This window comes from Arthrobacter sp. 01T425 (assembly GCF_056398725.1).
In genome coordinates, this window is the sequence record NZ_JBFTPY010000004.1 from 136,273 (window position 1) to 155,500 (window position 19,228).

23 protein-coding genes are annotated in these 19,228 nt (G+C 62.0%); 22 read left to right on the forward strand and 1 reads right to left on the reverse strand.

Annotated features, from left to right (window positions below; all coding sequences use genetic code 11):
- The first annotated feature begins 37 nt into the window (after window positions 1-37).
- The 6 genes from AC1DNG_RS07285 (at window position 38) to AC1DNG_RS07310 (ending at window position 9,095) form a co-directional block, all read left to right on the forward strand.
- Window positions 38-3,937: a DNA-directed RNA polymerase subunit beta' gene (locus AC1DNG_RS07285; RefSeq protein WP_223913813.1), complete on the forward strand. Its 3,900-nt coding sequence runs from the start codon at window positions 38-40 to the stop codon at window positions 3,935-3,937.
- A gap of 399 nt (window positions 3,938-4,336) precedes the next feature.
- Window positions 4,337-4,711, forward strand: coding sequence for a 30S ribosomal protein S12 (rpsL, locus tag AC1DNG_RS07290; protein WP_018773658.1), 375 nt, complete (start codon window positions 4,337-4,339; stop codon window positions 4,709-4,711).
- 1 nt (window position 4,712) lies between these two features.
- Window positions 4,713-5,183 (forward strand): 30S ribosomal protein S7, encoded by a 471-nt coding sequence (gene rpsG, locus AC1DNG_RS07295; RefSeq protein ID WP_011692813.1) that lies wholly within the window; start codon window positions 4,713-4,715, stop codon window positions 5,181-5,183.
- Between the two features lie 69 nt (window positions 5,184-5,252).
- Window positions 5,253-7,367 (forward strand): elongation factor G, encoded by a 2,115-nt coding sequence (gene fusA, locus AC1DNG_RS07300; protein ID WP_079550516.1) that lies wholly within the window; start codon window positions 5,253-5,255, stop codon window positions 7,365-7,367.
- Window positions 7,368-7,634: 267 nt separating this feature from the next.
- Window positions 7,635-8,825, forward strand: a complete 1,191-nt coding sequence (gene tuf, locus AC1DNG_RS07305) for an elongation factor Tu (protein WP_018773660.1) — start codon at window positions 7,635-7,637, stop codon at window positions 8,823-8,825.
- Window positions 8,826-8,969: 144 nt separating this feature from the next.
- On the forward strand, window positions 8,970-9,095 hold the full coding sequence (locus tag AC1DNG_RS07310; protein ID WP_256860042.1) for a hypothetical protein: 126 nt from the start codon (window positions 8,970-8,972) through the stop codon (window positions 9,093-9,095).
- A gap of 17 nt (window positions 9,096-9,112) precedes the next feature.
- On the opposite strand, the gene AC1DNG_RS07315 is transcribed toward AC1DNG_RS07310, so the two are convergent.
- The gene (locus AC1DNG_RS07315; protein ID WP_476887031.1) at window positions 9,113-10,537 is read right to left on the reverse strand and encodes a GH1 family beta-glucosidase; all 1,425 of its coding nucleotides are present in this window, start codon (window positions 10,535-10,537) and stop codon (window positions 9,113-9,115) included.
- A 410-nt stretch (window positions 10,538-10,947) separates the two neighbouring features.
- Between AC1DNG_RS07315 and rpsJ the strand changes: the two genes are divergently transcribed.
- From rpsJ to rplF, 16 genes are all read left to right on the forward strand, one after another.
- Complete coding sequence (rpsJ, locus tag AC1DNG_RS07320) at window positions 10,948-11,256, forward strand: 30S ribosomal protein S10 (protein WP_003803825.1); 309 nt, start codon at window positions 10,948-10,950, stop codon at window positions 11,254-11,256.
- Between the two features lie 17 nt (window positions 11,257-11,273).
- Window positions 11,274-11,924, forward strand: a complete 651-nt coding sequence (rplC, locus tag AC1DNG_RS07325) for a 50S ribosomal protein L3 (protein ID WP_003803812.1) — start codon at window positions 11,274-11,276, stop codon at window positions 11,922-11,924.
- A 4-nt stretch (window positions 11,925-11,928) separates the two neighbouring features.
- Window positions 11,929-12,549, forward strand: coding sequence for a 50S ribosomal protein L4 (rplD, locus tag AC1DNG_RS07330; RefSeq protein ID WP_476887032.1), 621 nt, complete (start codon window positions 11,929-11,931; stop codon window positions 12,547-12,549).
- On the forward strand, window positions 12,546-12,851 hold the full coding sequence (gene rplW / locus AC1DNG_RS07335; RefSeq protein ID WP_018773664.1) for a 50S ribosomal protein L23: 306 nt from the start codon (window positions 12,546-12,548) through the stop codon (window positions 12,849-12,851). The genes rplD and rplW overlap by 4 nt, the downstream gene beginning before the upstream one ends.
- 29 nt (window positions 12,852-12,880) lie before the next feature.
- The gene (rplB, locus tag AC1DNG_RS07340) at window positions 12,881-13,720 is read left to right on the forward strand and encodes a 50S ribosomal protein L2 (RefSeq protein ID WP_026266473.1); all 840 of its coding nucleotides are present in this window, start codon (window positions 12,881-12,883) and stop codon (window positions 13,718-13,720) included.
- 12 nt (window positions 13,721-13,732) lie between these two features.
- Window positions 13,733-14,014 (forward strand): 30S ribosomal protein S19, encoded by a 282-nt coding sequence (gene rpsS / locus AC1DNG_RS07345; RefSeq protein ID WP_018773666.1) that lies wholly within the window; start codon window positions 13,733-13,735, stop codon window positions 14,012-14,014.
- 38 nt (window positions 14,015-14,052) lie between these two features.
- Window positions 14,053-14,418 carry a 50S ribosomal protein L22 gene (gene rplV / locus AC1DNG_RS07350; protein ID WP_003803798.1) on the forward strand — a complete coding sequence of 122 codons (366 nt, stop codon included), beginning with the start codon at window positions 14,053-14,055 and terminating at the stop codon, window positions 14,416-14,418.
- Entirely contained in the window at window positions 14,419-15,261 is an 843-nt protein-coding gene (rpsC, locus tag AC1DNG_RS07355) for a 30S ribosomal protein S3 (RefSeq protein ID WP_028275116.1), read from the forward strand. It abuts the gene before it with no gap.
- Window positions 15,262-15,678 carry a 50S ribosomal protein L16 gene (gene rplP, locus AC1DNG_RS07360; RefSeq protein ID WP_018773668.1) on the forward strand — a complete coding sequence of 139 codons (417 nt, stop codon included), beginning with the start codon at window positions 15,262-15,264 and terminating at the stop codon, window positions 15,676-15,678.
- A 2-nt stretch (window positions 15,679-15,680) separates the two neighbouring features.
- Complete coding sequence (rpmC, locus tag AC1DNG_RS07365; protein WP_018773669.1) at window positions 15,681-16,010, forward strand: 50S ribosomal protein L29; 330 nt, start codon at window positions 15,681-15,683, stop codon at window positions 16,008-16,010.
- Window positions 16,007-16,315 carry a 30S ribosomal protein S17 gene (rpsQ, locus tag AC1DNG_RS07370; RefSeq protein ID WP_018773670.1) on the forward strand — a complete coding sequence of 103 codons (309 nt, stop codon included), beginning with the start codon at window positions 16,007-16,009 and terminating at the stop codon, window positions 16,313-16,315. The genes rpmC and rpsQ overlap by 4 nt, the downstream gene beginning before the upstream one ends.
- A gap of 549 nt (window positions 16,316-16,864) precedes the next feature.
- Window positions 16,865-17,233, forward strand: a complete 369-nt coding sequence (gene rplN / locus AC1DNG_RS07375; RefSeq protein WP_003803789.1) for a 50S ribosomal protein L14 — start codon at window positions 16,865-16,867, stop codon at window positions 17,231-17,233.
- A gap of 3 nt (window positions 17,234-17,236) precedes the next feature.
- Entirely contained in the window at window positions 17,237-17,596 is a 360-nt protein-coding gene (gene rplX, locus AC1DNG_RS07380) for a 50S ribosomal protein L24 (protein ID WP_028275000.1), read from the forward strand.
- Window positions 17,596-18,177: a 50S ribosomal protein L5 gene (gene rplE / locus AC1DNG_RS07385; protein WP_018773672.1), complete on the forward strand. Its 582-nt coding sequence runs from the start codon at window positions 17,596-17,598 to the stop codon at window positions 18,175-18,177. Before rplX ends, rplE begins: the two co-directional genes overlap by 1 nt.
- A gap of 96 nt (window positions 18,178-18,273) precedes the next feature.
- Window positions 18,274-18,672: a 30S ribosomal protein S8 gene (gene rpsH / locus AC1DNG_RS07390; protein ID WP_018773673.1), complete on the forward strand. Its 399-nt coding sequence runs from the start codon at window positions 18,274-18,276 to the stop codon at window positions 18,670-18,672.
- Between the two features lie 18 nt (window positions 18,673-18,690).
- Window positions 18,691-19,227 carry a 50S ribosomal protein L6 gene (gene rplF, locus AC1DNG_RS07395; protein ID WP_011692797.1) on the forward strand — a complete coding sequence of 179 codons (537 nt, stop codon included), beginning with the start codon at window positions 18,691-18,693 and terminating at the stop codon, window positions 19,225-19,227.
- Window position 19,228: the final 1 nt, after the last annotated feature.

Here is a 19,228-nt window from a genome sequence, read left to right on the forward strand (position 1 = left end):
CTTCAGAATTTAGAGAACAAGAGAGAACAGGGACCATATGTCCAGCGAATCCTCCTTCGGCCTCATGCAGATCGGCCTCGCCACCGCGGAAGACATCCGTGGCTGGTCGTACGGCGAGGTTAAGAAGCCGGAAACCATCAACTACCGCACGCTCAAGCCCGAGAAGGACGGCCTCTTCTGCGAGAAGATCTTCGGCCCGTCCCGCGACTGGGAATGCTACTGCGGTAAGTACAAGCGCGTGCGCTTCAAGGGCATCATCTGCGAGCGGTGTGGCGTTGAGGTCACCCGTGCGAAGGTCCGCCGTGAGCGCATGGGCCACATCGAACTCGCCGCCCCGGTCACGCACATCTGGTACTTCAAGGGTGTTCCCTCCCGCCTGGGCTACCTCCTTGACCTGGCACCGAAGGACCTCGAAAAGGTCATCTACTTCGCCGCCTACATGATCACGAGCGTCGACGCCGACAGCCGCCACGAAGAACTGCCCAACCTCCAGGTTGAGCACGACATCGAGAAGAAGCAGCTGATCGACAACCGCGACTCGGACATCGCCACGATCGCCCGCGACCTTGAGAACGAGCTTGCCCGTCTCGAAGGCGAAGGCGCGAAGGCTGCCGACAAGAAGAAGGCCCGCGACTCCGCTGACCGCCAGATGGCGAACGTCCGCAAGCGTGCCGACGCCGAAATCGAGCGCCTCGAGCAGGTCTGGGACCGCTTCAAGAACCTCAAGGTCGCCGACCTCGAAGGTGACGAAGGCCTGTACCGCGAACTGCGCGACCGCTACGGCATGTACTTCGAAGGCTCCATGGGTGCCGAGGCCATCAAGAAGCGTCTTGAGAACTTCGACATGCAGGCCGAGTCGGACATGCTGCGCGACATCATCGCCAACGGCAAGGGCCAGCGCAAGACCCGTGCCCTGAAGCGGCTCAAGGTGGTCAACGCGTTCCTGACGACCAACAACAGCCCGCTCGGCATGGTGCTGGACGCCGTCCCGGTGATCCCGCCGGAACTGCGCCCGATGGTCCAGCTGGACGGTGGCCGCTTCGCGACCTCCGACCTCAACGACCTCTACCGCCGCGTGATCAACCGCAACAACCGCCTCAAGCGCCTGCTTGACCTCGGTGCTCCGGAGATCATCGTCAACAACGAGAAGCGCATGCTTCAGGAAGCTGTTGACAGCCTCTTCGACAACGGCCGCCGCGGCCGTCCGGTCACCGGACCGGGCAACCGTCCGCTGAAGTCCCTGAGCGACATGCTCAAGGGCAAGCAGGGCCGTTTCCGCCAGAACCTCCTCGGCAAGCGCGTCGACTACTCCGGCCGTTCGGTCATCGTCGTCGGCCCGCAGCTGAAGCTGCACCAGTGTGGTCTGCCCAAGCAGATGGCCCTGGAGCTCTTCAAGCCGTTCGTGATGAAGCGCCTGGTGGACCTCAACCACGCCCAGAACATCAAGTCGGCCAAGCGCATGGTGGAGCGTTACCGTCCGCAGGTCTGGGACGTCCTCGAAGAGATCATCACCGAGCACCCCGTGCTGCTGAACCGTGCACCTACCCTGCACCGTCTCGGCATCCAGGCGTTCGAGCCGCAGCTTGTTGAAGGCAAGGCAATCCAGCTGCACCCGCTGGTTTGTGGCGCTTTCAACGCCGACTTCGACGGCGACCAGATGGCAGTCCACCTGCCGCTGAGCCCCGAGGCCCAGGCCGAGGCCCGCATCCTGATGCTCTCCTCGAACAACATCCTGAAGCCGTCTGACGGCCGCCCGGTGACCCTGCCGTCGCAGGATATGATCATCGGTCTCTACCACCTGACCACCAAGCGTGTCGGTTCAGCTGGCGAAGGCCGGATCTTCTCCTCGGTCGCGGAAGCCATCATGGCCTACGACCTTCACGAGCTGCACCTGAACTCCAAGGTCAAGATCCGGCTCGAGGGCTTCGTGCCCTACGCCGGCTGGGAAGCCCCGGAGGGCTGGGAGCCCGGTCAGATGGCACTGGTCGAGACCTCCCTCGGCCAGGTCATCTTCAACCAGACGCTGCCCGCGGATTACCCGTGGGTTGAGGATGTTGCCGACAAGGGCGAGCTGTCCCGGATCGTCAACGACCTCGCCGAGCGCTACCCGAAGGTGATCACGGCGGCAACGCTGGACAACCTGAAGGATGCCGGTTTCTACTGGGCCACCCGCTCCGGCGTGACCGTTGCCATCTCCGACATCGAGGTGCCCACGGACAAGCCGCGGATCCTCGCCGGTTACGAGACCATGGCCGCCAAGATCCAGGGCCAGTACGACAAGGGCCTGATCGACGACGACGAGCGTCGCCAGGAACTGATCGAGATCTGGAACAAGGCAACGAACGAGATCGCCCAGGCGATGCGGGACAGCCTGTCCCCGATGAACACGATCAACCGCATGGTGTCCTCGGGCGCACGTGGTAACTGGATGCAGGTCCGTCAGATCGCGGGTATCCGTGGCCTGGTGGCCAACCCTAAGGGTGAAATCATCCCGCGTCCGATCAAGTCCTCCTACCGCGAGGGCCTCTCGGTGCTGGAATACTTCATCGCCACGCACGGTGCCCGTAAGGGTCTGGCTGACACCGCCCTGCGTACCGCCAACTCGGGTTACCTGACCCGTCGTCTGGTGGACGTGTCGCAGGACGTCATTGTCCGCGAAGAGGACTGCGGTACCGAGCGCGGCCTGATGACCGCCATCGCGGTGGCCGACGCCAACGGCGTCCTCGTCCTGGACGAGAACGTCGAGAACAGCGCCTACGCCCGCACCCTGGCCGTCGACGTCGTCGACTCCAAGGGCAAGGTCCTGGCAGCTGCCGGCACCGACTGCGGCGACGTCGTCATTGCCGAACTGTTCGCAGCCGGCATCACCGAGGTCAAGGTCCGCTCCGTACTCACCTGTGAGTCCAGCGTCGGCACCTGCGCCCTGTGCTACGGCCGTTCGCTGGCCACTGGCAAGACCGTCGACATCGGTGAGGCCGTGGGCATTATTGCCGCGCAGTCCATCGGTGAGCCGGGTACCCAGCTGACCATGCGTACGTTCCACACCGGTGGTGCTGTTTCCGCCAGCGGTGGCGACGACATCACCCAGGGTCTGCCCCGTATCCAGGAGCTCTTCGAAGCCCGTACTCCGAAGGGTGTCGCACCGATTGCTGAAGCAGCCGGCCGCATCACCATCGAAGAGTCCGAGCGCCAGATGCGCCTGGTCATCACCCCGGATGACGGATCTGAAGAGATCGCCTACCCGGTGCTGCGCCGTTCACGTCTTCTCATCGAAGACGGCGATCACGTCAGCGTTGGCCAGAAGCTCATCAACGGCCCGGTCGACCCCAAGCAGGTGCTGCGCATCATGGGTCCCCGTGCCGCGCAGAAGTTCCTGGTGGATGAAGTCCAGGGCGTGTACCGCAGCCAGGGCATCGGTATCCACGACAAGCACGTCGAGGTTATCGTCCGCCAGATGCTGCGCCGCGTCACGGTCATCGAGTCCGGCGAATCGGATCTGCTGCCCGGCGAGCTCGCCGAACGCAGCCGTTTCGAAGAGGCCAACCGCCGCGTTGTCTCCGAGGGCAAGACGCCGGCTTCCGGGCGTCCCGAGCTCATGGGCATCACCAAGGCGTCTCTGGCGACCGAGTCCTGGCTGTCCGCAGCTTCCTTCCAGGAGACCACCCGCGTCCTGACGCAGGCGGCCATGGAAGGCAAGAGCGATCCGCTGCTCGGCCTCAAGGAAAACGTCATCATCGGTAAGCTCATCCCGGCCGGCACGGGTCTCCCGCGCTACACCGAGGTCACCGTGGAACCCACTGAAGAAGCAAAGGCCAACCTGTTCACCGGTCCCAGCGCATTCAGTGACTTCTCTTACGACTCGCTGGGCGGCGACGGAGCTCCCGAGTTCCATGCCATCCCGCTGGATGACTACGATCTCGGCAGCGACTTCCGCTGAGCTGAGTGACTGACAGGCCCCGTTCCCACCTCGGTGGGGGCGGGGCCTTTCCAGTGGTAAAACCCCGCCGATTAAGGGCTGGGACCCGTCCGTGTTAGACTTGAGACTAATTGTTATTGTGGCAGTGGATGAGTGCGCCGGTTTGAGCCAGACAGCTTGCAGCTGAAAGGTTCAACCAGGACGACGTTTCCGGTTTGCAGGGTTCTTGTGCAACGTATGCCACATTTTCGCATGCCTAGGGGCAGTTCGGGTCGAAAGTCCTTGGACCCCGGCGTGCGGTCCGACTATTAAGGCTTCGCCTCAGCTGCTCTGGAGAGAACTTCAAAGCTCGGGCGGCGAGGCGCAGCGACAAGAGAGCGGCCGCCAACGGCCGCTCCGGATAAAACGGAGAACACGAGAGTGCCTACGATTAACCAGCTGGTCCGCAAGGGCCGCACGCCTAAGGTCAAAAAGACCAAGGCTCCCGCGCTTAACGGCAGCCCGATGCGCCGCGGTGTTTGCACCCGCGTTTACACGACGACCCCGAAGAAGCCGAACTCGGCTCTGCGTAAGGTTGCTCGCGTACGCCTCAACGGCGGCATTGAAGTCACCGCATACATCCCCGGTGTGGGCCACAACCTGCAGGAGCACTCCATTGTGCTCGTCCGCGGCGGCCGCGTGAAGGACCTTCCGGGTGTCCGCTACAAGATCGTCCGTGGCGCCCTCGATACCCAGGGTGTCAAGAACCGTAAGCAGGCTCGCAGCCGCTACGGCGCAAAGATGGAGAAGAAGTAATATGCCTCGCAAGGGTCCGGCCCCCAAGCGGCCGCTAGTTCTAGATCCCGTTTACGGCTCCCCGCTGGTCACCCAGCTCATCAACAAGGTGCTGGTTGACGGCAAGAAGTCCACCGCAGAGCGCATCGTTTACGGTGCACTCGAGGGTGCTCGCGCCAAGTCCGGCGGCGACCCCGTTGCAGCCCTCAAGAAGGCCATGGAGAACGTCAAGCCTTCGCTTGAGGTCCGCTCCCGCCGTGTTGGTGGCGCCACCTACCAGGTTCCCGTTGAGGTCAAGCCGGGCCGTTCCACGGCCCTCGCCCTCCGCTGGCTGGTTGGCTACTCCAAGGCCCGCCGCGAAAAGACCATGACCGAGCGCCTCCAGAACGAAATCCTGGATGCCTCGAACGGTCTCGGTGCCGCTGTGAAGCGTCGCGAAGACACCCACAAGATGGCCGAGTCCAACAAGGCCTTCGCACACTACCGCTGGTAATACTTCCCGGACGCCGCCGGCTCGACTGAGCCGGCGGCGAACGTGCAGTCCATCCGAAAGGGAGACACCGTGGCACAGGACGTGCTTACCGACCTTAGCAAGGTCCGCAATATCGGCATCATGGCCCACATCGATGCCGGCAAGACCACTACTACCGAGCGCATCCTCTTCTACACGGGTGTGAACCATAAGATCGGCGAAACGCACGACGGCGCTTCGACGACTGACTGGATGGAACAGGAAAAGGAACGCGGCATCACCATCACGTCTGCCGCCGTGACCTGCTTCTGGGAAAACAACCAGATCAACATCATCGACACCCCCGGCCACGTGGACTTCACGGTCGAGGTTGAGCGCTCCCTGCGCGTCCTCGACGGCGCAGTCGCCGTGTTCGACGGCAAGGAAGGCGTGGAGCCGCAGTCCGAGACTGTTTGGCGCCAGGCTGACAAGTACAACGTTCCGCGCATCTGCTTCGTCAACAAGATGGACAAGCTCGGCGCTGACTTCTACTTCACCGTCGACACCATCATCAGCCGCCTCGGTGCCAAGCCGCTCGTCATGCAGCTGCCGATCGGCGCCGAGAACGACTTCATCGGCGTCGTCGACCTCCTTTACATGCGTTCGCTGGTCTGGCCCGGCGACGCCAAGGGTGACGTCACCATGGGTGCCAAGTACGAGATCCGCGAGATCCCGGCTGACCTCCAGGCGAAGGCCGAAGAGTACCGCGCAACGCTCATTGAGACCGTTGCCGAGTCCTCCGAGGAACTCATGGAGAAGTACCTTGAGGGCGAAGAGATCAGCATCGATGAGCTCAAGGCCGGCATCCGCAAGATGACGATCAACTCTGAGATCTACCCGGTCTTCTGTGGTTCTGCATTCAAGAACCGCGGCGTTCAGCCCATGCTCGACGCTGTGGTGGACTACCTGCCGAACCCGCTCGACGTCCCGCCGATGATCGGTCACGATCCCCGCGACGAAGAGAAGGAGCTTACCCGTAAGCCCTCCTCTGAAGAGCCCTTCTCCGCACTGGCGTTCAAGATCGCCGCGCACCCCTTCTTCGGCCAGCTGACCTTCGTCCGCGTGTACTCCGGTCACGTGGAAGCAGGCTCGCAGGTGGTCAACTCCACCAAGGGCAAGAAGGAGCGCATCGGCAAGCTGTTCCAGATGCACGCCAACAAGGAAATGCCCGTCGAGGGCGCTACCGCCGGCCACATCTACGCAGCGATCGGCCTCAAGGACACCACCACGGGCGACACCCTGTGCGATCCGGCCAACCAGATTGTGCTCGAGTCCATGAGCTTCCCGGAGCCCGTGATCTCGGTTGCGATCGAGCCGAACACGAAGGGTGACCAGGAGAAGCTCTCCACGGCCATCCAGAAGCTCTCCGCTGAGGACCCGACCTTCCAGGTCTCCCTCAACGAGGACACCGGCCAGACCATCATCGCCGGCATGGGCGAGCTCCACCTGGACATCCTGGTGGACCGCATGCGCCGCGAATTCAAGGTCGAGGCAAATGTTGGCAAGCCGCAGGTTGCTTACCGCGAAACCATCAAGCGTGCTGTAGAGCGTCACGACTACACGCACAAGAAGCAGACCGGTGGTTCCGGCCAGTTCGCAAAGATCCAGATCGCGATCGAGCCGCTGGACACCTCAGGTGGCGAGCTGTACGAGTTCGAGAACAAGGTCACCGGTGGCCGCGTTCCGCGCGAGTACATCCCGTCGGTCGACGCCGGCATCCAGGATGCGCTTAACGACGGCGTCCTGGCCGGTTACCCGGTTGTCGGCATCAAGGCGACGCTGATTGACGGCGCTTACCACGATGTTGACTCCTCGGAAATGGCGTTCAAGATCGCCGGCCGTATGGCTTTCAAGGAAGCCGCACGCAAGGCGAACCCTGTCCTGCTCGAACCGCTGATGGATGTCGAGGTCCGCACCCCTGAGGAATACATGGGTGAAGTTATCGGTGACCTCAACTCCCGCCGTGGCCAGATGCAGTCCATGGAAGATGCCCAGGGCGTCAAGGTTATTCGCGCACACGTCCCGCTGTCCGGCATGTTCGGCTACATCGGTGACCTGCGCTCGAAGACCCAGGGCCGCGCTGTGTACTCCATGACGTTCAACAGCTACGCCGAGGTCCCGAAGGCAGTCGCCGACGAGATCATCCAGAAGAACCGCGGCGAGTAGTCTTTTAGACGCCTCGCAGCAACAAGAAACTCGGGTGCGTCTCCGCCAGCGGAGACACATCTGGTGCAAGTGGCCGGACTCCGGTCAGCTGTAGTCCGGCCAGGCCGGAGTTCGGCCGCCTGCACGAACAGGCTCTAGGCACTAGCATTAGTACCTGAATCTGCAATTTCATCAATCCAAAGCCCCCCAAGTAGACTTACTGGAGTTTCTGCCGCGACAAGCGCGGCCGAAGGGTAAGTCAATTTGAAAACGTTCTAGGAGGAACCTGTGGCAAAGGCAAAGTTCGAGCGGACTAAGCCGCACGTTAACATCGGTACCATTGGTCACGTTGACCACGGTAAGACGACGCTGACGGCCGCCATTTCCAAGGTGCTGTACGACAAGTACCCGACTCTCAACGAGAAGCGTGACTTCGCGTCGATTGACTCTGCTCCCGAAGAGCGTCAGCGCGGCATTACCATCAACATCTCCCACGTTGAGTACCAGACCGAGAAGCGCCACTACGCACACGTAGACGCTCCGGGTCACGCTGACTACATCAAGAACATGATCACCGGCGCTGCTCAGATGGACGGTGCAATCCTCGTGGTTGCCGCCACTGACGGCCCGATGGCTCAGACCCGCGAGCACGTTCTGCTCGCCCGCCAGGTTGGCGTTCCCTACCTGCTGGTCGCGCTGAACAAGGCTGACATGGTTGACGACGAAGAGCTCCTCGACCTCGTTGAAATGGAAGTTCGCGAGCTGCTCAGCTCGCAGGGCTTCGATGGCGACGAGGCTCCGGTTGTTCGCGTTTCCGGCCTGAAGGCCCTCGAAGGCGACCCCGTCTGGGTCAAGTCCGTTGAGGACCTCATGGCTGCTGTCGACGAGTCCGTTCCGGACCCCGTACGTGACCGTGACAAGCCCTTCCTGATGCCGATCGAAGATGTCTTCACGATCACCGGCCGTGGCACCGTTGTTACGGGCCGCGCCGAGCGTGGAACCCTCGCCATCAACTCCGAGGTCGAGATCGTCGGCATCCGCCCGGTCCAGAAGACCACGGTTACCGGTATCGAGATGTTCCACAAGCAGCTCGACGAAGCATGGGCCGGCGAGAACTGTGGCCTCCTGCTCCGCGGTCTGAAGCGCGACGATGTCGAGCGTGGCCAGGTTGTCGTCAAGCCGGGTTCCATCACCCCGCACACCGACTTCGAGGCTAACGTCTACATCCTCTCCAAGGACGAAGGCGGACGTCACAACCCGTTCTACTCCAACTACCGCCCGCAGTTCTACTTCCGCACCACGGACGTAACCGGCGTTATCACCCTGCCGGAAGGCACGGAAATGGTTATGCCCGGCGACAACACTGAGATGACCGTTGCGCTCATCCAGCCGATCGCAATGGAAGAGGGCCTCGGCTTCGCTATCCGCGAAGGCGGCCGCACCGTTGGTTCAGGACGCGTCACCAAGATCATCAAGTAATTACTTGCCGATCTGATGCTTTGCCCCTGATCAGCCAGCCGTCTGGCAGCTGAGAAGAGGATCGGGAACAGCCCCGCTGCACTTGCAGCGGGGCTGTTCCTTTTAAGTTCCTGATACCTTTGCAGGAAGGGAAGGGAGCTCACCATGGGCTGGTTCATTTTTCTGTTGATCGCCGCCGCGGTCGTTGTCGCGTTCTTTTGGGCGAAGAGGCACTTCCGCCAGGAGATCGAGCGCGCCAAGCGCATCAATAGGTCCAACCGCAACCAGTAGCAGCGGCCGGGCGGGGCTCAGGCCCGGCGTGCCCGCGCGAGGGCCTGGTACCAGTAGTACGAGTCTTTCGGCGTGCGCTTGAGGCTCGTGAAATCGACGTGCACCAGGCCGAAGCGCTGCGAGTAGCCGGCCGCCCATTCGAAGTTGTCCATCAACGTCCAGACGTAATAGCCGAGCAGTTCGACGTCGTGGGCCACGCCCCCGGGGGAGGTCGCCTCCACCGCCTGGCTGAGGTGTGCGGCGAGGTAGCTGATCCGGCCGGCATCGGGAATGGGGCCGGTGACGTGGTCCGGTTCGGGGAAGCTCGCCCCGCTCTCGGTGATGTAGAGCGGCGGCAGCGAGGACCCGTACCGGTCCTTCAGCTCCCGGAGCAGGATCCCCAGGTGGTCCGGAGCGACCGGCCAGCCGAATCCTGTGCGTTCATACTCCGGGAACGCGGCCATGTGGAACGGGACTTTCAGCATCGCCTCTGCGGTTGCCGAGGGGCTGTCGACGCCGCGTCCCGTGGCCACCTTCACGGGGTAGTAATAGTTCAGGCCGTAGAAATCCAGCGGCTGGTGGATCGTGGCCAGATCCGCGTCGCTGATGCTCCGCATTGAACGGAACCACGGCCGGGCGATCAGCGGCAGCCGGGGAAAGCGGCCCAGGAGGATCGGGTCAGCGTAGAGCCGGTTCAGCACGAAGTCGAACACCCTGGCCAGCATCCTGTCTGTTGGCGAACCCGAAGCAGGCCGGACGGGGGAATGCAGGTTCGTGACCCCGACGGCGCCGGCGACGCCCTCCGCGCGCAGCGCCTGAACCGCCAGCCCGTGCCCCAGGAGCTGATGCCGCACCGACGGCAGGGCATCGAAGAGCAGGCCTCGGCCGGGTGCGTGGACGCCCAGGGCGTAGCCGTTCAGGGTAACCGAGGCGGGCTCGTTCAGCGTCACCCACTGCGCCACGCGGTCGCCGAACCGCTTGCCGGCGGCCGCGCTGTACTCGGCGAACCGTTCCGCCGTCGAACGGTTCATCCAGCCGCCCCGGTGCTCGAGGGGCAGCGGCGTATCCCAGTGGTAGAGAGTGGCCATGGGGGAGATGCCGGCGGCGAGGAGCCGGTCGATCAGGCGGTCGTAGAAGTCCAGCCCGGCCGAATTGAAGCGGCCGCTGCCCTCGGGCTGGACCCGCGGCCACGAGATCGAAAAGCGGTAGGAATCGATCCCGAGATCCCGCATCAGTTCGATGTCTTCCTCGGCGCGGTTGTAGTGGTCGCAGGCCACGGCGGGGGAGTGCCCGTGCAGGATGTTGCCGGGCTTTTCGGCAAAGGCGTCCCAGCCGGAGGGCCCGCGGCCGCCGGCGGCAAGGCTGCCCTCGATCTGGAATGCCGCGGAGGAAACACCCAGGGTGAATCCCGGGCTCAGGCGTGCGGCGAGGGCCTGAACTGCTACAGAGTCCTGCACAGTCATGCCCCTATCATCCATTCGACGGCGATTCAGGACAATGGCCCTCCGGCAGTGATTGCACCGCCGTGCAGAGGGCTGATTCGCTTCTGCCCGCAAATTCCGGCATACTAGATGAGTTGTTCAAGCGCTCTTTCGCGTCCCGATCCGGATAATGCCGGATGCCAGGGTCCAAGTAAGAGACCAAACATAACCCACTCCCCATGGAATTGCGGACGCGTACGTGTGAAAACATGCGACACGCCCGACCGCGGGGGTCGGTTGCGTCGGCAGGTTGAGGAACCCGGATCTTTCCGGATTCAGCTTGTGCGGCGGGTGGTAGTCACGACTTCAAATGCTTCGGCAGCCATACAACTAGTAAGTGAACAGGGCAGCCCTAATCAGGGGAAGCACAGACTGAAAGAGAGTCAGGCGACATGGCGGGACAAAAAATCCGCATCCGGCTGAAGTCATATGACCACGAGGTCATTGACGTTTCAGCACGGAAGATCGTTGAGACGGTCACGCGCGCAGGCGCAACTGTAGTTGGCCCCGTGCCGCTGCCGACGGAGAAGAACGTTTACTGCGTTATTCGCTCTCCGCACAAGTACAAGGACAGCCGCGAGCACTTCGAAATGCGCACGCACAAGCGTCTTATCGACATCATCGACCCCACGCCCAAGGCTGTTGATTCGCTCATGCGTCTCGACCTGCCGGCCGACGTGAACATCGAAATCAAGCTGTAGGGAGGTGCTGAGAGACTATGACCGCAACCCGTAACGTAAAGGGCCTGCTGGGCACGAAGCTCGGCATGACCCAGGTCTGGGACGAGAACAACAAGCTCATCCCCGTCACTGTGGTCCAGGCTGACTCGAACGTCATCACGCAGCTGCGCAACGCAGAAACTGATGGCTATGTCGCCGTTCAGATCGGCTACGGCCAGATCGATCCCCGCAAGGTCACCAAGCCGCTGGCTGGTCACTTTGAAAAGGCAGGCGTCACGCCTCGCCGCCACGTCGTAGAACTGCGCACTGCAGATGCTGACTCTTACGAGCTGGGCCAGGAGCTCTCCGTAGAGCTCTTCGAAGCCGGCCAGAAGATCGACGTCGTTGGCACCACTAAGGGTAAGGGCTTCGCCGGTGTTATGAAGCGTCACGGCTTCCACGGCGTTGGAGCTTCCCACGGTGCCCACAAGAACCACCGTAAGCCCGGTTCAATCGGTGGCGCATCCACCCCGAGCCGCGTCTTCAAGGGCATGAAAATGGCCGGCCGCATGGGCGCCGTTCGTCACACCACGCTGAACCTCACGGTCCACGCGGTTGACGTCGAGAAGTCGCTGCTCCTGATCAAGGGCGCCGTTCCCGGCGCCCGCGGCCAGGTCGTACTCGTACGCACCGCCGTGAAGGGAGCCTAGTTCAATGACTAGCACTGTCAAGGTTGACCTGCCTGCAGAGATCTTCGACGTACAGACCAACGTGCCGCTGCTGCACCAGGTCGTCGTTGCCCAGCTCGCTGCTGCTCGCCAGGGTACCCACAAGACCAAGACCCGCGCCGAGGTTTCCGGTGCAGGTCGCAAGCCGTTCAAGCAGAAGGGCACCGGCCGCGCCCGTCAGGGTTCCATCCGTGCTCCTCACATGACCGGTGGTGGCGTTGTCCACGGCCCCACGCCGCGTGACTACAGCCAGCGCACCCCCAAGAAGATGATTGCTGCTGCACTGCGCGGCGCACTCTCGGACCGCGCCCGCAACGGCCGCGTCCACGTCGTTGCTGACCTGGTTGCCGGCTCCACGCCGTCCTCCAAGGGAGCACTGGCAACCCTGCGCGGAGTTTCCGAGCGCAAGAACCTGCTCGTTGTCATTGAGCGCGCCAACGATGTTGCTGCACTGTCCGTGCGCAACCTCGAGGAAGTTCACGTTCTGTACGCAGACCAGCTGAACACCTACGACGTTCTCGTTTCCGACGACGTAGTCTTCACCAAGGCTGCCTACGAAGCATTCGTTGCTGACAAGGTTGCAAAGAACGAGGAGGATGCCAAGTGAGTGCAGCCACCATCAAAGACCCGCGCGACGTCGTGCTTGCACCCGTTGTCTCGGAAAAGAGCTACGGCCTGATCGACGAGGGCAAGTACACCTTCCTGGTGGACCCCCGCTCGAACAAGACCGAGATCAAGCTGGCCGTGGAGAAGATTTTCTCCGTCAAGGTCGAATCGATCAACACCATCAACCGTGCCGGTAAGCGCAAGCGCACCAAATTCGGCTGGGGTACCCGCAAGAACACCAAGCGTGCAATTGTGAGCCTCAAAGAAGGCACTATCGACATCTTCGGCGGTCCGCTTTCGTAGCGGAGACCACTTTAACGAGGAAATAAATTATGGGAATCCGTAAATACAAGCCGACTACCCCGGGCCGTCGCGGCTCGAGCGTAGCGGACTTCACTGAAATCACGCGGTCGACGCCGGAAAAGTCGTTGGTACGTCCCCTCCCGAAAAAGGGTGGCCGTAACAACTCCGGTAAGATCACGACCCGTCACAAGGGTGGTGGACACAAGCGCCAGTACCGTCTGATCGACTTCCGTCGCCACGACAAGGACGGCGTCAACGCCCGCGTTGCCGAAATCGAGTACGACCCGAACCGCACGGCTCGGATCGCCCTCCTGCACTACGTTGATGGCACCAAGCGTTACATCATCGCCCCGAACAAGCTGTCCCAGGGCGACTTCGTAGAGGCCGGCGCCGACGCTGACATCAAGCCCGGCAACAACCTTCCGCTGCGCAACATCCCGGTCGGTACCGTAATCCACGCAGTCGAACTGCGTCCGGGTGGCGGCGCCAAGATGGGCCGCTCCGCCGGCGCATCGATCCAGCTCGTTGCAAAGGAAGGCCGTTTCGCCCAGCTGCGTCTGCCTTCCGGCGAAATCCGCAACGTTGACGTGCGCTGCCGCGCAACCGTCGGCGAGGTCGGCAACGCCGAGCAGTCGAACATCAACTGGGGCAAGGCCGGCCGTATGCGGTGGAAGGGCGTTCGCCCGACCGTCCGTGGTGTCGCCATGAACCCGGTTGACCACCCCCACGGTGGTGGCGAGGGTAAGACGTCCGGTGGACGTCACCCCGTCAACCCGAACGGTAAGCGCGAAGGCCGCACCCGCCGTCCCAACAAAGAGAGCGACAAGCTTATTGTTCGTCGCCGTCGTACTGGCAAGAACAAGCGATAGGAGCCTGGACACATGCCACGCAGCCTGAAAAAAGGTCCTTTCGTTGACCAGCACCTCTTTGTAAAGGTAGCCAGGGAAAACGAAAAGGGCACCAAGAACGTCATCAAGACCTGGTCCCGCCGTTCGATGATCGTCCCCGACATGCTCGGCCACACGATCGCCGTACACGACGGACGCAAGCACATCCCCGTGTTTGTCACTGAGTCGATGGTCGGGCACAAGCTCGGCGAATTCGCTCCCACGCGGACATTCCGCGGCCATGTCAAGGACGACCGTAAGGGCAAGCGCCGCTAGGCGCCTGCACTTACGTCAAAGACGAGAGAAGGAAAGCAATGGAAGCCAAGGCAATTGCGCGTCACATCCGCGTAACGCCTATGAAGGCCCGGCGCGTCGTCAACCTTGTTCGTGGTAAGCAAGCGAATGAGGCTCTGGCAATTCTGAAGTTTGCCCCCCAGGCAGCTTCGGAGCCGGTATTCAAGGTAGTTCAGTCGGCAATCTCCAACGCCCGGGTCCTCGCGGACCGCGACGGCGTGGCGTTTGACGAAGGTGACCTCATCATCAGCGAAGCGTTTGTTGATGAAGGCCCGACCATGAAGCGGTTCCAGCCGCGAGCCCAGGGTCGTGCATTTCAGATCAAGAAGCGCACGAGCCACATCACCGTGGTAGTCGCTACCCCGGAGAAAGAGGAGGCTCGCTAAGTGGGACAGAAAGTTAACCCGCACGGGTTCCGACTCGGCATCACCACCGATCACGTATCGCACTGGTTCGCCGACAGCACCAAGGCCGGCCAGCGGTACAAGGACTTCGTTCGCGAAGACATCCGTATCCGCCAGCTCATGTCCACGGGCATGGAGCGCGCCGGTATCGCCAAGGTCGAAATCGAGCGCACCCGCGACCGTGTCCGCGTGGATATCCACACGGCACGTCCGGGCATCGTCATCGGCCGCCGCGGCGCTGAAGCAGACCGCATCCGCGGCGAGCTTGAGAAGCTCACGGGCAAGCAGGTTCAGCTGAACATCCTCGAGGTCAAGAACCCCGAGATGGAAGCCCAGCTTGTTGCCCAGGGCGTTGCTGAGCAGCTGACTTCCCGCGTGGCTTTCCGCCGTGCGATGAAGAAGGCCATGCAGTCCGCACAGCGCGCCGGTGCCAAGGGCATCCGGATCGCTTGCTCGGGTCGACTGGGCGGCGCAGAAATGTCCCGCTCGGAGTTCTACCGCGAAGGCCGTGTGCCCCTGCACACCCTGCGTGCGAACATCGACTACGGCTTCTACGAGGCCAAGACCACCTTCGGCCGCATCGGCGTGAAGGTCTGGATCTACAAGGGCGACGTCACTGCCAAGGAACTGGCTCAGCAGGCAGCTGCTGCTCCGTCCCGTGGCCGTGCCGGCGACCGCCCGGGCCGCCCGGGTGGCGCCGACCGTGGTGACCGCCGCCGTCGTCCCGACCGCCCCGCAGCCGAGGCAGCACCTGCCGCCGAAGCTCCGGCTGTCGAAGCCGGTGCCGCAGGCACGGCACAGTCAGTAGAAGGAGGACAGGCTTAAATGCTTATCCCACGTCGAGTCAAGCACCGTAAGCAGCACCACCCGGGTCGTTCCGGCGCTGCTACGGGCGGCACCCAGGTCTCCTTCGGTGAGTGGGGCATCCAGGCGCTGAGCCCGGCCTACGTCACGAACCGTCAGATCGAATCTGCCCGTATCGCGATGACCCGCCACATCAAGCGTGGCGGAAAGGTCTGGATCAACATTTACCCGGACCGTCCGCTGACGAAGAAGCCGGCCGAAACCCGCATGGGTTCCGGTAAGGGTTCTCCGGAATGGTGGGTCTCAAACGTCAAGCCGGGCCGGGTTCTCTTCGAACTCTCCGGTGTCAGTGAAGAGGTAGCTCGCGAGGCCCTGCGCCTGGCAATCCACAAGCTGCCGTTGAAGGCACGCATTGTGCGTCGCGAAGGTGGTGAGTAGAAATGGCAGTAGGATCCAAGGAACTTGCATCCGCACAGCTGGACGGTTTCGACAACGAGCGTCTCGTTGAAGAACTCCGCAAGGCCAAGGAAGAGCTGTTCAACCTGCGTTTCCAGTCCGCCACCGGTCAGCTGGAGAACCACGGTCGTCTGCGCGCGGTAAAGAAGGACATCGCCCGCATCTACACCGTTCTCCGTGAGCGCGAGCTCGGCATTCGTGCCGAGGTTGCCGCACCGGTTGTGGAAGCCAAGGAAGAGAAGAAGTCCAAGAAGGCTGCAACCAAGAAGGCTGAGAAGGCTGAAACGGTTGAATCCGAGGAGGATGCCAAGTGAGTGAAAAGGACGAGAACGTGACGGAAACTGTTTCCGACGCAGCCAAGGCTGACGAGCGCGGTTACCGTAAGACGAAGCGCGGCTACGTCGTCTCGGACAAGATGGAAAAGACCATCACTGTCCAGGTCGAAGACCGCGTGAAGCACGCCCTCTACGGCAAGGTCATCCGCCGCAACGCCAAGATCAAGGCTCACGACGAAGAGAACAGCGCCGGCATCGGCGACCTCGTGCTCCTCGCCGAGACCCGCCCGCTGTCCGCTACCAAGCGGTGGCGTCTGGTCGAGATCCTCGAGAAGGCCAAGTAACACCTGCACCTGTTTGCCTGGTGATACAGCAGAAGCCCTCGTTCCCCTTTGGGGGAGCGGGGGCTTCTGCGTTGCCGGCAGCCGCCGCAGCCGGCAGCCTGCGTCTGGCGGCAGCAGTTTACCGTGTTCGTCACGCGAAGCAGCCTTCGGGGGGCTTACGACGCCGGCGGGCCGGGTTCCCGGGGTGCGCGGCGGCGGGCGGGCCCAAAGCCTGTCCGGCGTAACGGCGTCGCGGCTGCGCGGGAGGGGTGTGCGGGCTCCATGGCTGTGATAGGGGGATACGCCCAAAACGTGCTAAGATTTTGAGTTTGTATGGCGCCTTTTGCGCGCCGTCATCAACCTCGTAAACAATCGTGCCACGGCATAGTGCCCCCTTGCGCCCCGACTCGTCGGGAACCGCCTGGGAAGCAAATGTTTTTGGCACGGGCGTTTAGGCCTGGTCTGGCAAAATCCAGGCAGGTCAAGAGACACCCCGATCAACCGTTCCGCAAGGCTCATTCCGTAGGAAGATTTTCGGTCTGAGAACCAGCGCGACGCAAGGAGTAAATAGTGATTCAGCAGGAGTCGCGACTCAAGGTCGCCGACAACACGGGTGCTAAGGAAATCCTTACCATTCGCGTTCTCGGTGGATCTGGCCGTCGCTACGCAGGCATTGGCGACGTAATCGTCGCTACCGTCAAGGACGCAATTCCGGGCGGCAACGTAAAGAAGGGCGACGTCGTCAAGGCTGTCATCGTCCGTACCAAGAAGGAACGCCGCCGTGCGGATGGTTCCTACATCAAGTTTGACGAGAACGCAGCCGTCATCCTGAAGAACGACGGTGACCCCCGCGGTACCCGTATCTTCGGACCGGTTGGTCGTGAACTTCGCGACAAGAAGTTCATGAAGATCGTTTCTCTGGCTCCGGAGGTGCTCTAGTCCATGGCTAAGATCAAAAAGGGTGACCTCGTTCAGGTCATCACTGGCGCCAAGGCTGAGCGCGGCGGCGACAAGGGTAAGCAGGGCAAGGTTCTGCGCGTGTACCCGGAGACCAACCGCGTGTTGGTTGAAGGCATTAACCGCGTAACCAAGCACACCAAGGTCGGTCAGTCGCAGCGCGGCACCAAGACCGGTGGCATCGAGGTCGTCGAGGCTTCGATCCACATCTCCAACGTGGCTCTGGTTGACCCGTCCACCAAGAAGCCCACCCGCGTCGGTTTCCGCACCGAGACCGTTGAGCGCGATGGCGTGAAGCGTGACGTGCGCGTCCGCGTGGCCAAGAGCTCAGGGAAGGACATCTAATGACTGAGACTCTCGAGACTCCGGCAAGCAAGATCGTTCCTCGTCTGAAGACCAAGTACGCCGATTCCATCAAGAACACGCTGACTGAGGAATTCAAGTACCAGAACGTCAACCAGGTTCCCCGCCTGGTGAAGGTCGTTGTGAACATGGGTGTTGGAGATGCCGCCAAGGACTCCAAGCTGATCGACGGCGCTGTCCGCGATCTGACCCTGATCACCGGCCAGAAGCCGCAGGTAACCAAGGCCCGCAAGTCGATCGCACAGTTCAAGCTGCGCGAAGGCATGCCGATCGGTGCACACGCAACTCTGCGTGGGGACCGCATGTGGGAATTCCTGGACCGTCTGGTCACGCTGGCCCTGCCGCGTATCCGCGACTTCCGTGGCCTCAGCGGCAAGCAGTTCGATGGCAACGGCAACTACACCTTCGGTCTGACCGAGCAGGTTATGTTCCACGAGATCGACCAGGATTCCATTGACCGCGTTCGCGGTATGGACATCACCGTCGTGACCACTGCCAAGACCGACGACGAAGGCCGCGCGCTGCTGAAGGCGCTTGGCTTCCCGTTCAAGACCGAAGACTAATCTAGCTACGTAAAAGGTCCGCCCGCGCTCCGTTCCGAATTCTGTTCGGGACAACCGGCACGGCGGAAACCGTTATGAGGAAGGGCAAGAGCCCACATGACAATGACAGATCCCGTCGCAGACATGCTTACGCGTCTGCGCAACGCTAACTCGGCATACCACGATTCCGTGACCATGCCGTACAGCAAGCTCAAGGCACGCGTTGCCGACATCCTGAAGGCTGAAGGTTACATCGCCTCCTGGAAAGAAGAAGACGCTGAGGTTGGCAAGAAGCTGACCCTCGAGCTCAAGTTCGGTCCGAACCGCGAGCGTTCAATCGCTGGCGTTCGTCGTATTTCCAAGCCGGGACTGCGCGTTTACGCAAAGTCCACCAACCTGCCGCACGTGCTCGGTGGCCTGGGTGTCGCAATCCTGTCCACCTCTTCCGGCCTCTTGACTGACAAGCAGGCCGGCAAGAAGGGCGTGGGCGGCGAAGTCCTCGCTTACGTCTGGTAACGGGAAAGGAAGAGAATAATGTCACGTATTGGACGTCTCCCCATCACCGTTCCTGCCGGCGTTGAGGTCAAGGTTGACGGCTCTGTCGTCAGCGTCAAGGGTTCCAAAGGCGAGCTGAGCCACACTGTGGCCAGCCCGATCGAGGTTTCCCTGGAAGATGGCACCCTGACTGTCGCCCGCCCGAACGACGAGCGCGCCTCACGTTCGCTGCACGGCCTGACCCGCACCCTGATCGCCAACATGATCCAGGGTGTCACCGCAGGCTACGAGAAGAAGCTTGAGATTGTCGGTACCGGTTACCGCGTCCAGGCCAAGGGTTCTGACCTGGAGTTCGCTCTGGGCTACAGCCACCCGGTCAACGTCTCGGCACCGAACGGCATCACCTTTGCAGTTGAGACCCCGACCAAGCTCTCTGTTTCAGGTATCTCCAAGCAGCAGGTCGGCGAGGTTGCTGCCAACATTCGCAAGCTGCGGAAGCCGGACCCCTACAAGGGCAAGGGCATCCGTTACGCAGGCGAAGTCATCCGCCGCAAGGTCGGAAAGGCTGGTAAGTAAC

What these genes read in the sequence shown, in the direction of transcription:
- AC1DNG_RS07285 (WP_223913813.1), top strand. Translation starts at nt 38, where the DNA reads ATGTCCAGCGAATCCTCCTTCGGCCTCATGCAGATCGGCCTCGCCACC.
- rpsG (WP_011692813.1), top strand. Translation starts at nt 4,713, where the DNA reads ATGCCTCGCAAGGGTCCGGCCCCCAAGCGGCCGCTAGTTCTAGATCCC.
- AC1DNG_RS07310 (WP_256860042.1), top strand. Translation starts at nt 8,970, where the DNA reads ATGGGCTGGTTCATTTTTCTGTTGATCGCCGCCGCGGTCGTTGTCGCG.
- AC1DNG_RS07315 (WP_476887031.1), bottom strand. Translation starts at nt 10,537, where the DNA reads ATGACTGTGCAGGACTCTGTAGCAGTTCAGGCCCTCGCCGCACGCCTG.
- rpsJ (WP_003803825.1), top strand. Translation starts at nt 10,948, where the DNA reads ATGGCGGGACAAAAAATCCGCATCCGGCTGAAGTCATATGACCACGAG.
- rplC (WP_003803812.1), top strand. Translation starts at nt 11,274, where the DNA reads ATGACCGCAACCCGTAACGTAAAGGGCCTGCTGGGCACGAAGCTCGGC.
- rplD (WP_476887032.1), top strand. Translation starts at nt 11,929, where the DNA reads ATGACTAGCACTGTCAAGGTTGACCTGCCTGCAGAGATCTTCGACGTA.
- rplB (WP_026266473.1), top strand. Translation starts at nt 12,881, where the DNA reads ATGGGAATCCGTAAATACAAGCCGACTACCCCGGGCCGTCGCGGCTCG.
- rpsS (WP_018773666.1), top strand. Translation starts at nt 13,733, where the DNA reads ATGCCACGCAGCCTGAAAAAAGGTCCTTTCGTTGACCAGCACCTCTTT.
- rplV (WP_003803798.1), top strand. Translation starts at nt 14,053, where the DNA reads ATGGAAGCCAAGGCAATTGCGCGTCACATCCGCGTAACGCCTATGAAG.
- rplP (WP_018773668.1), top strand. Translation starts at nt 15,262, where the DNA reads ATGCTTATCCCACGTCGAGTCAAGCACCGTAAGCAGCACCACCCGGGT.
- rpmC (WP_018773669.1), top strand. Translation starts at nt 15,681, where the DNA reads ATGGCAGTAGGATCCAAGGAACTTGCATCCGCACAGCTGGACGGTTTC.
- rplX (WP_028275000.1), top strand. Translation starts at nt 17,237, where the DNA reads ATGGCTAAGATCAAAAAGGGTGACCTCGTTCAGGTCATCACTGGCGCC.
- rplE (WP_018773672.1), top strand. Translation starts at nt 17,596, where the DNA reads ATGACTGAGACTCTCGAGACTCCGGCAAGCAAGATCGTTCCTCGTCTG.
- rpsH (WP_018773673.1), top strand. Translation starts at nt 18,274, where the DNA reads ATGACAATGACAGATCCCGTCGCAGACATGCTTACGCGTCTGCGCAAC.
- rplF (WP_011692797.1), top strand. Translation starts at nt 18,691, where the DNA reads ATGTCACGTATTGGACGTCTCCCCATCACCGTTCCTGCCGGCGTTGAG.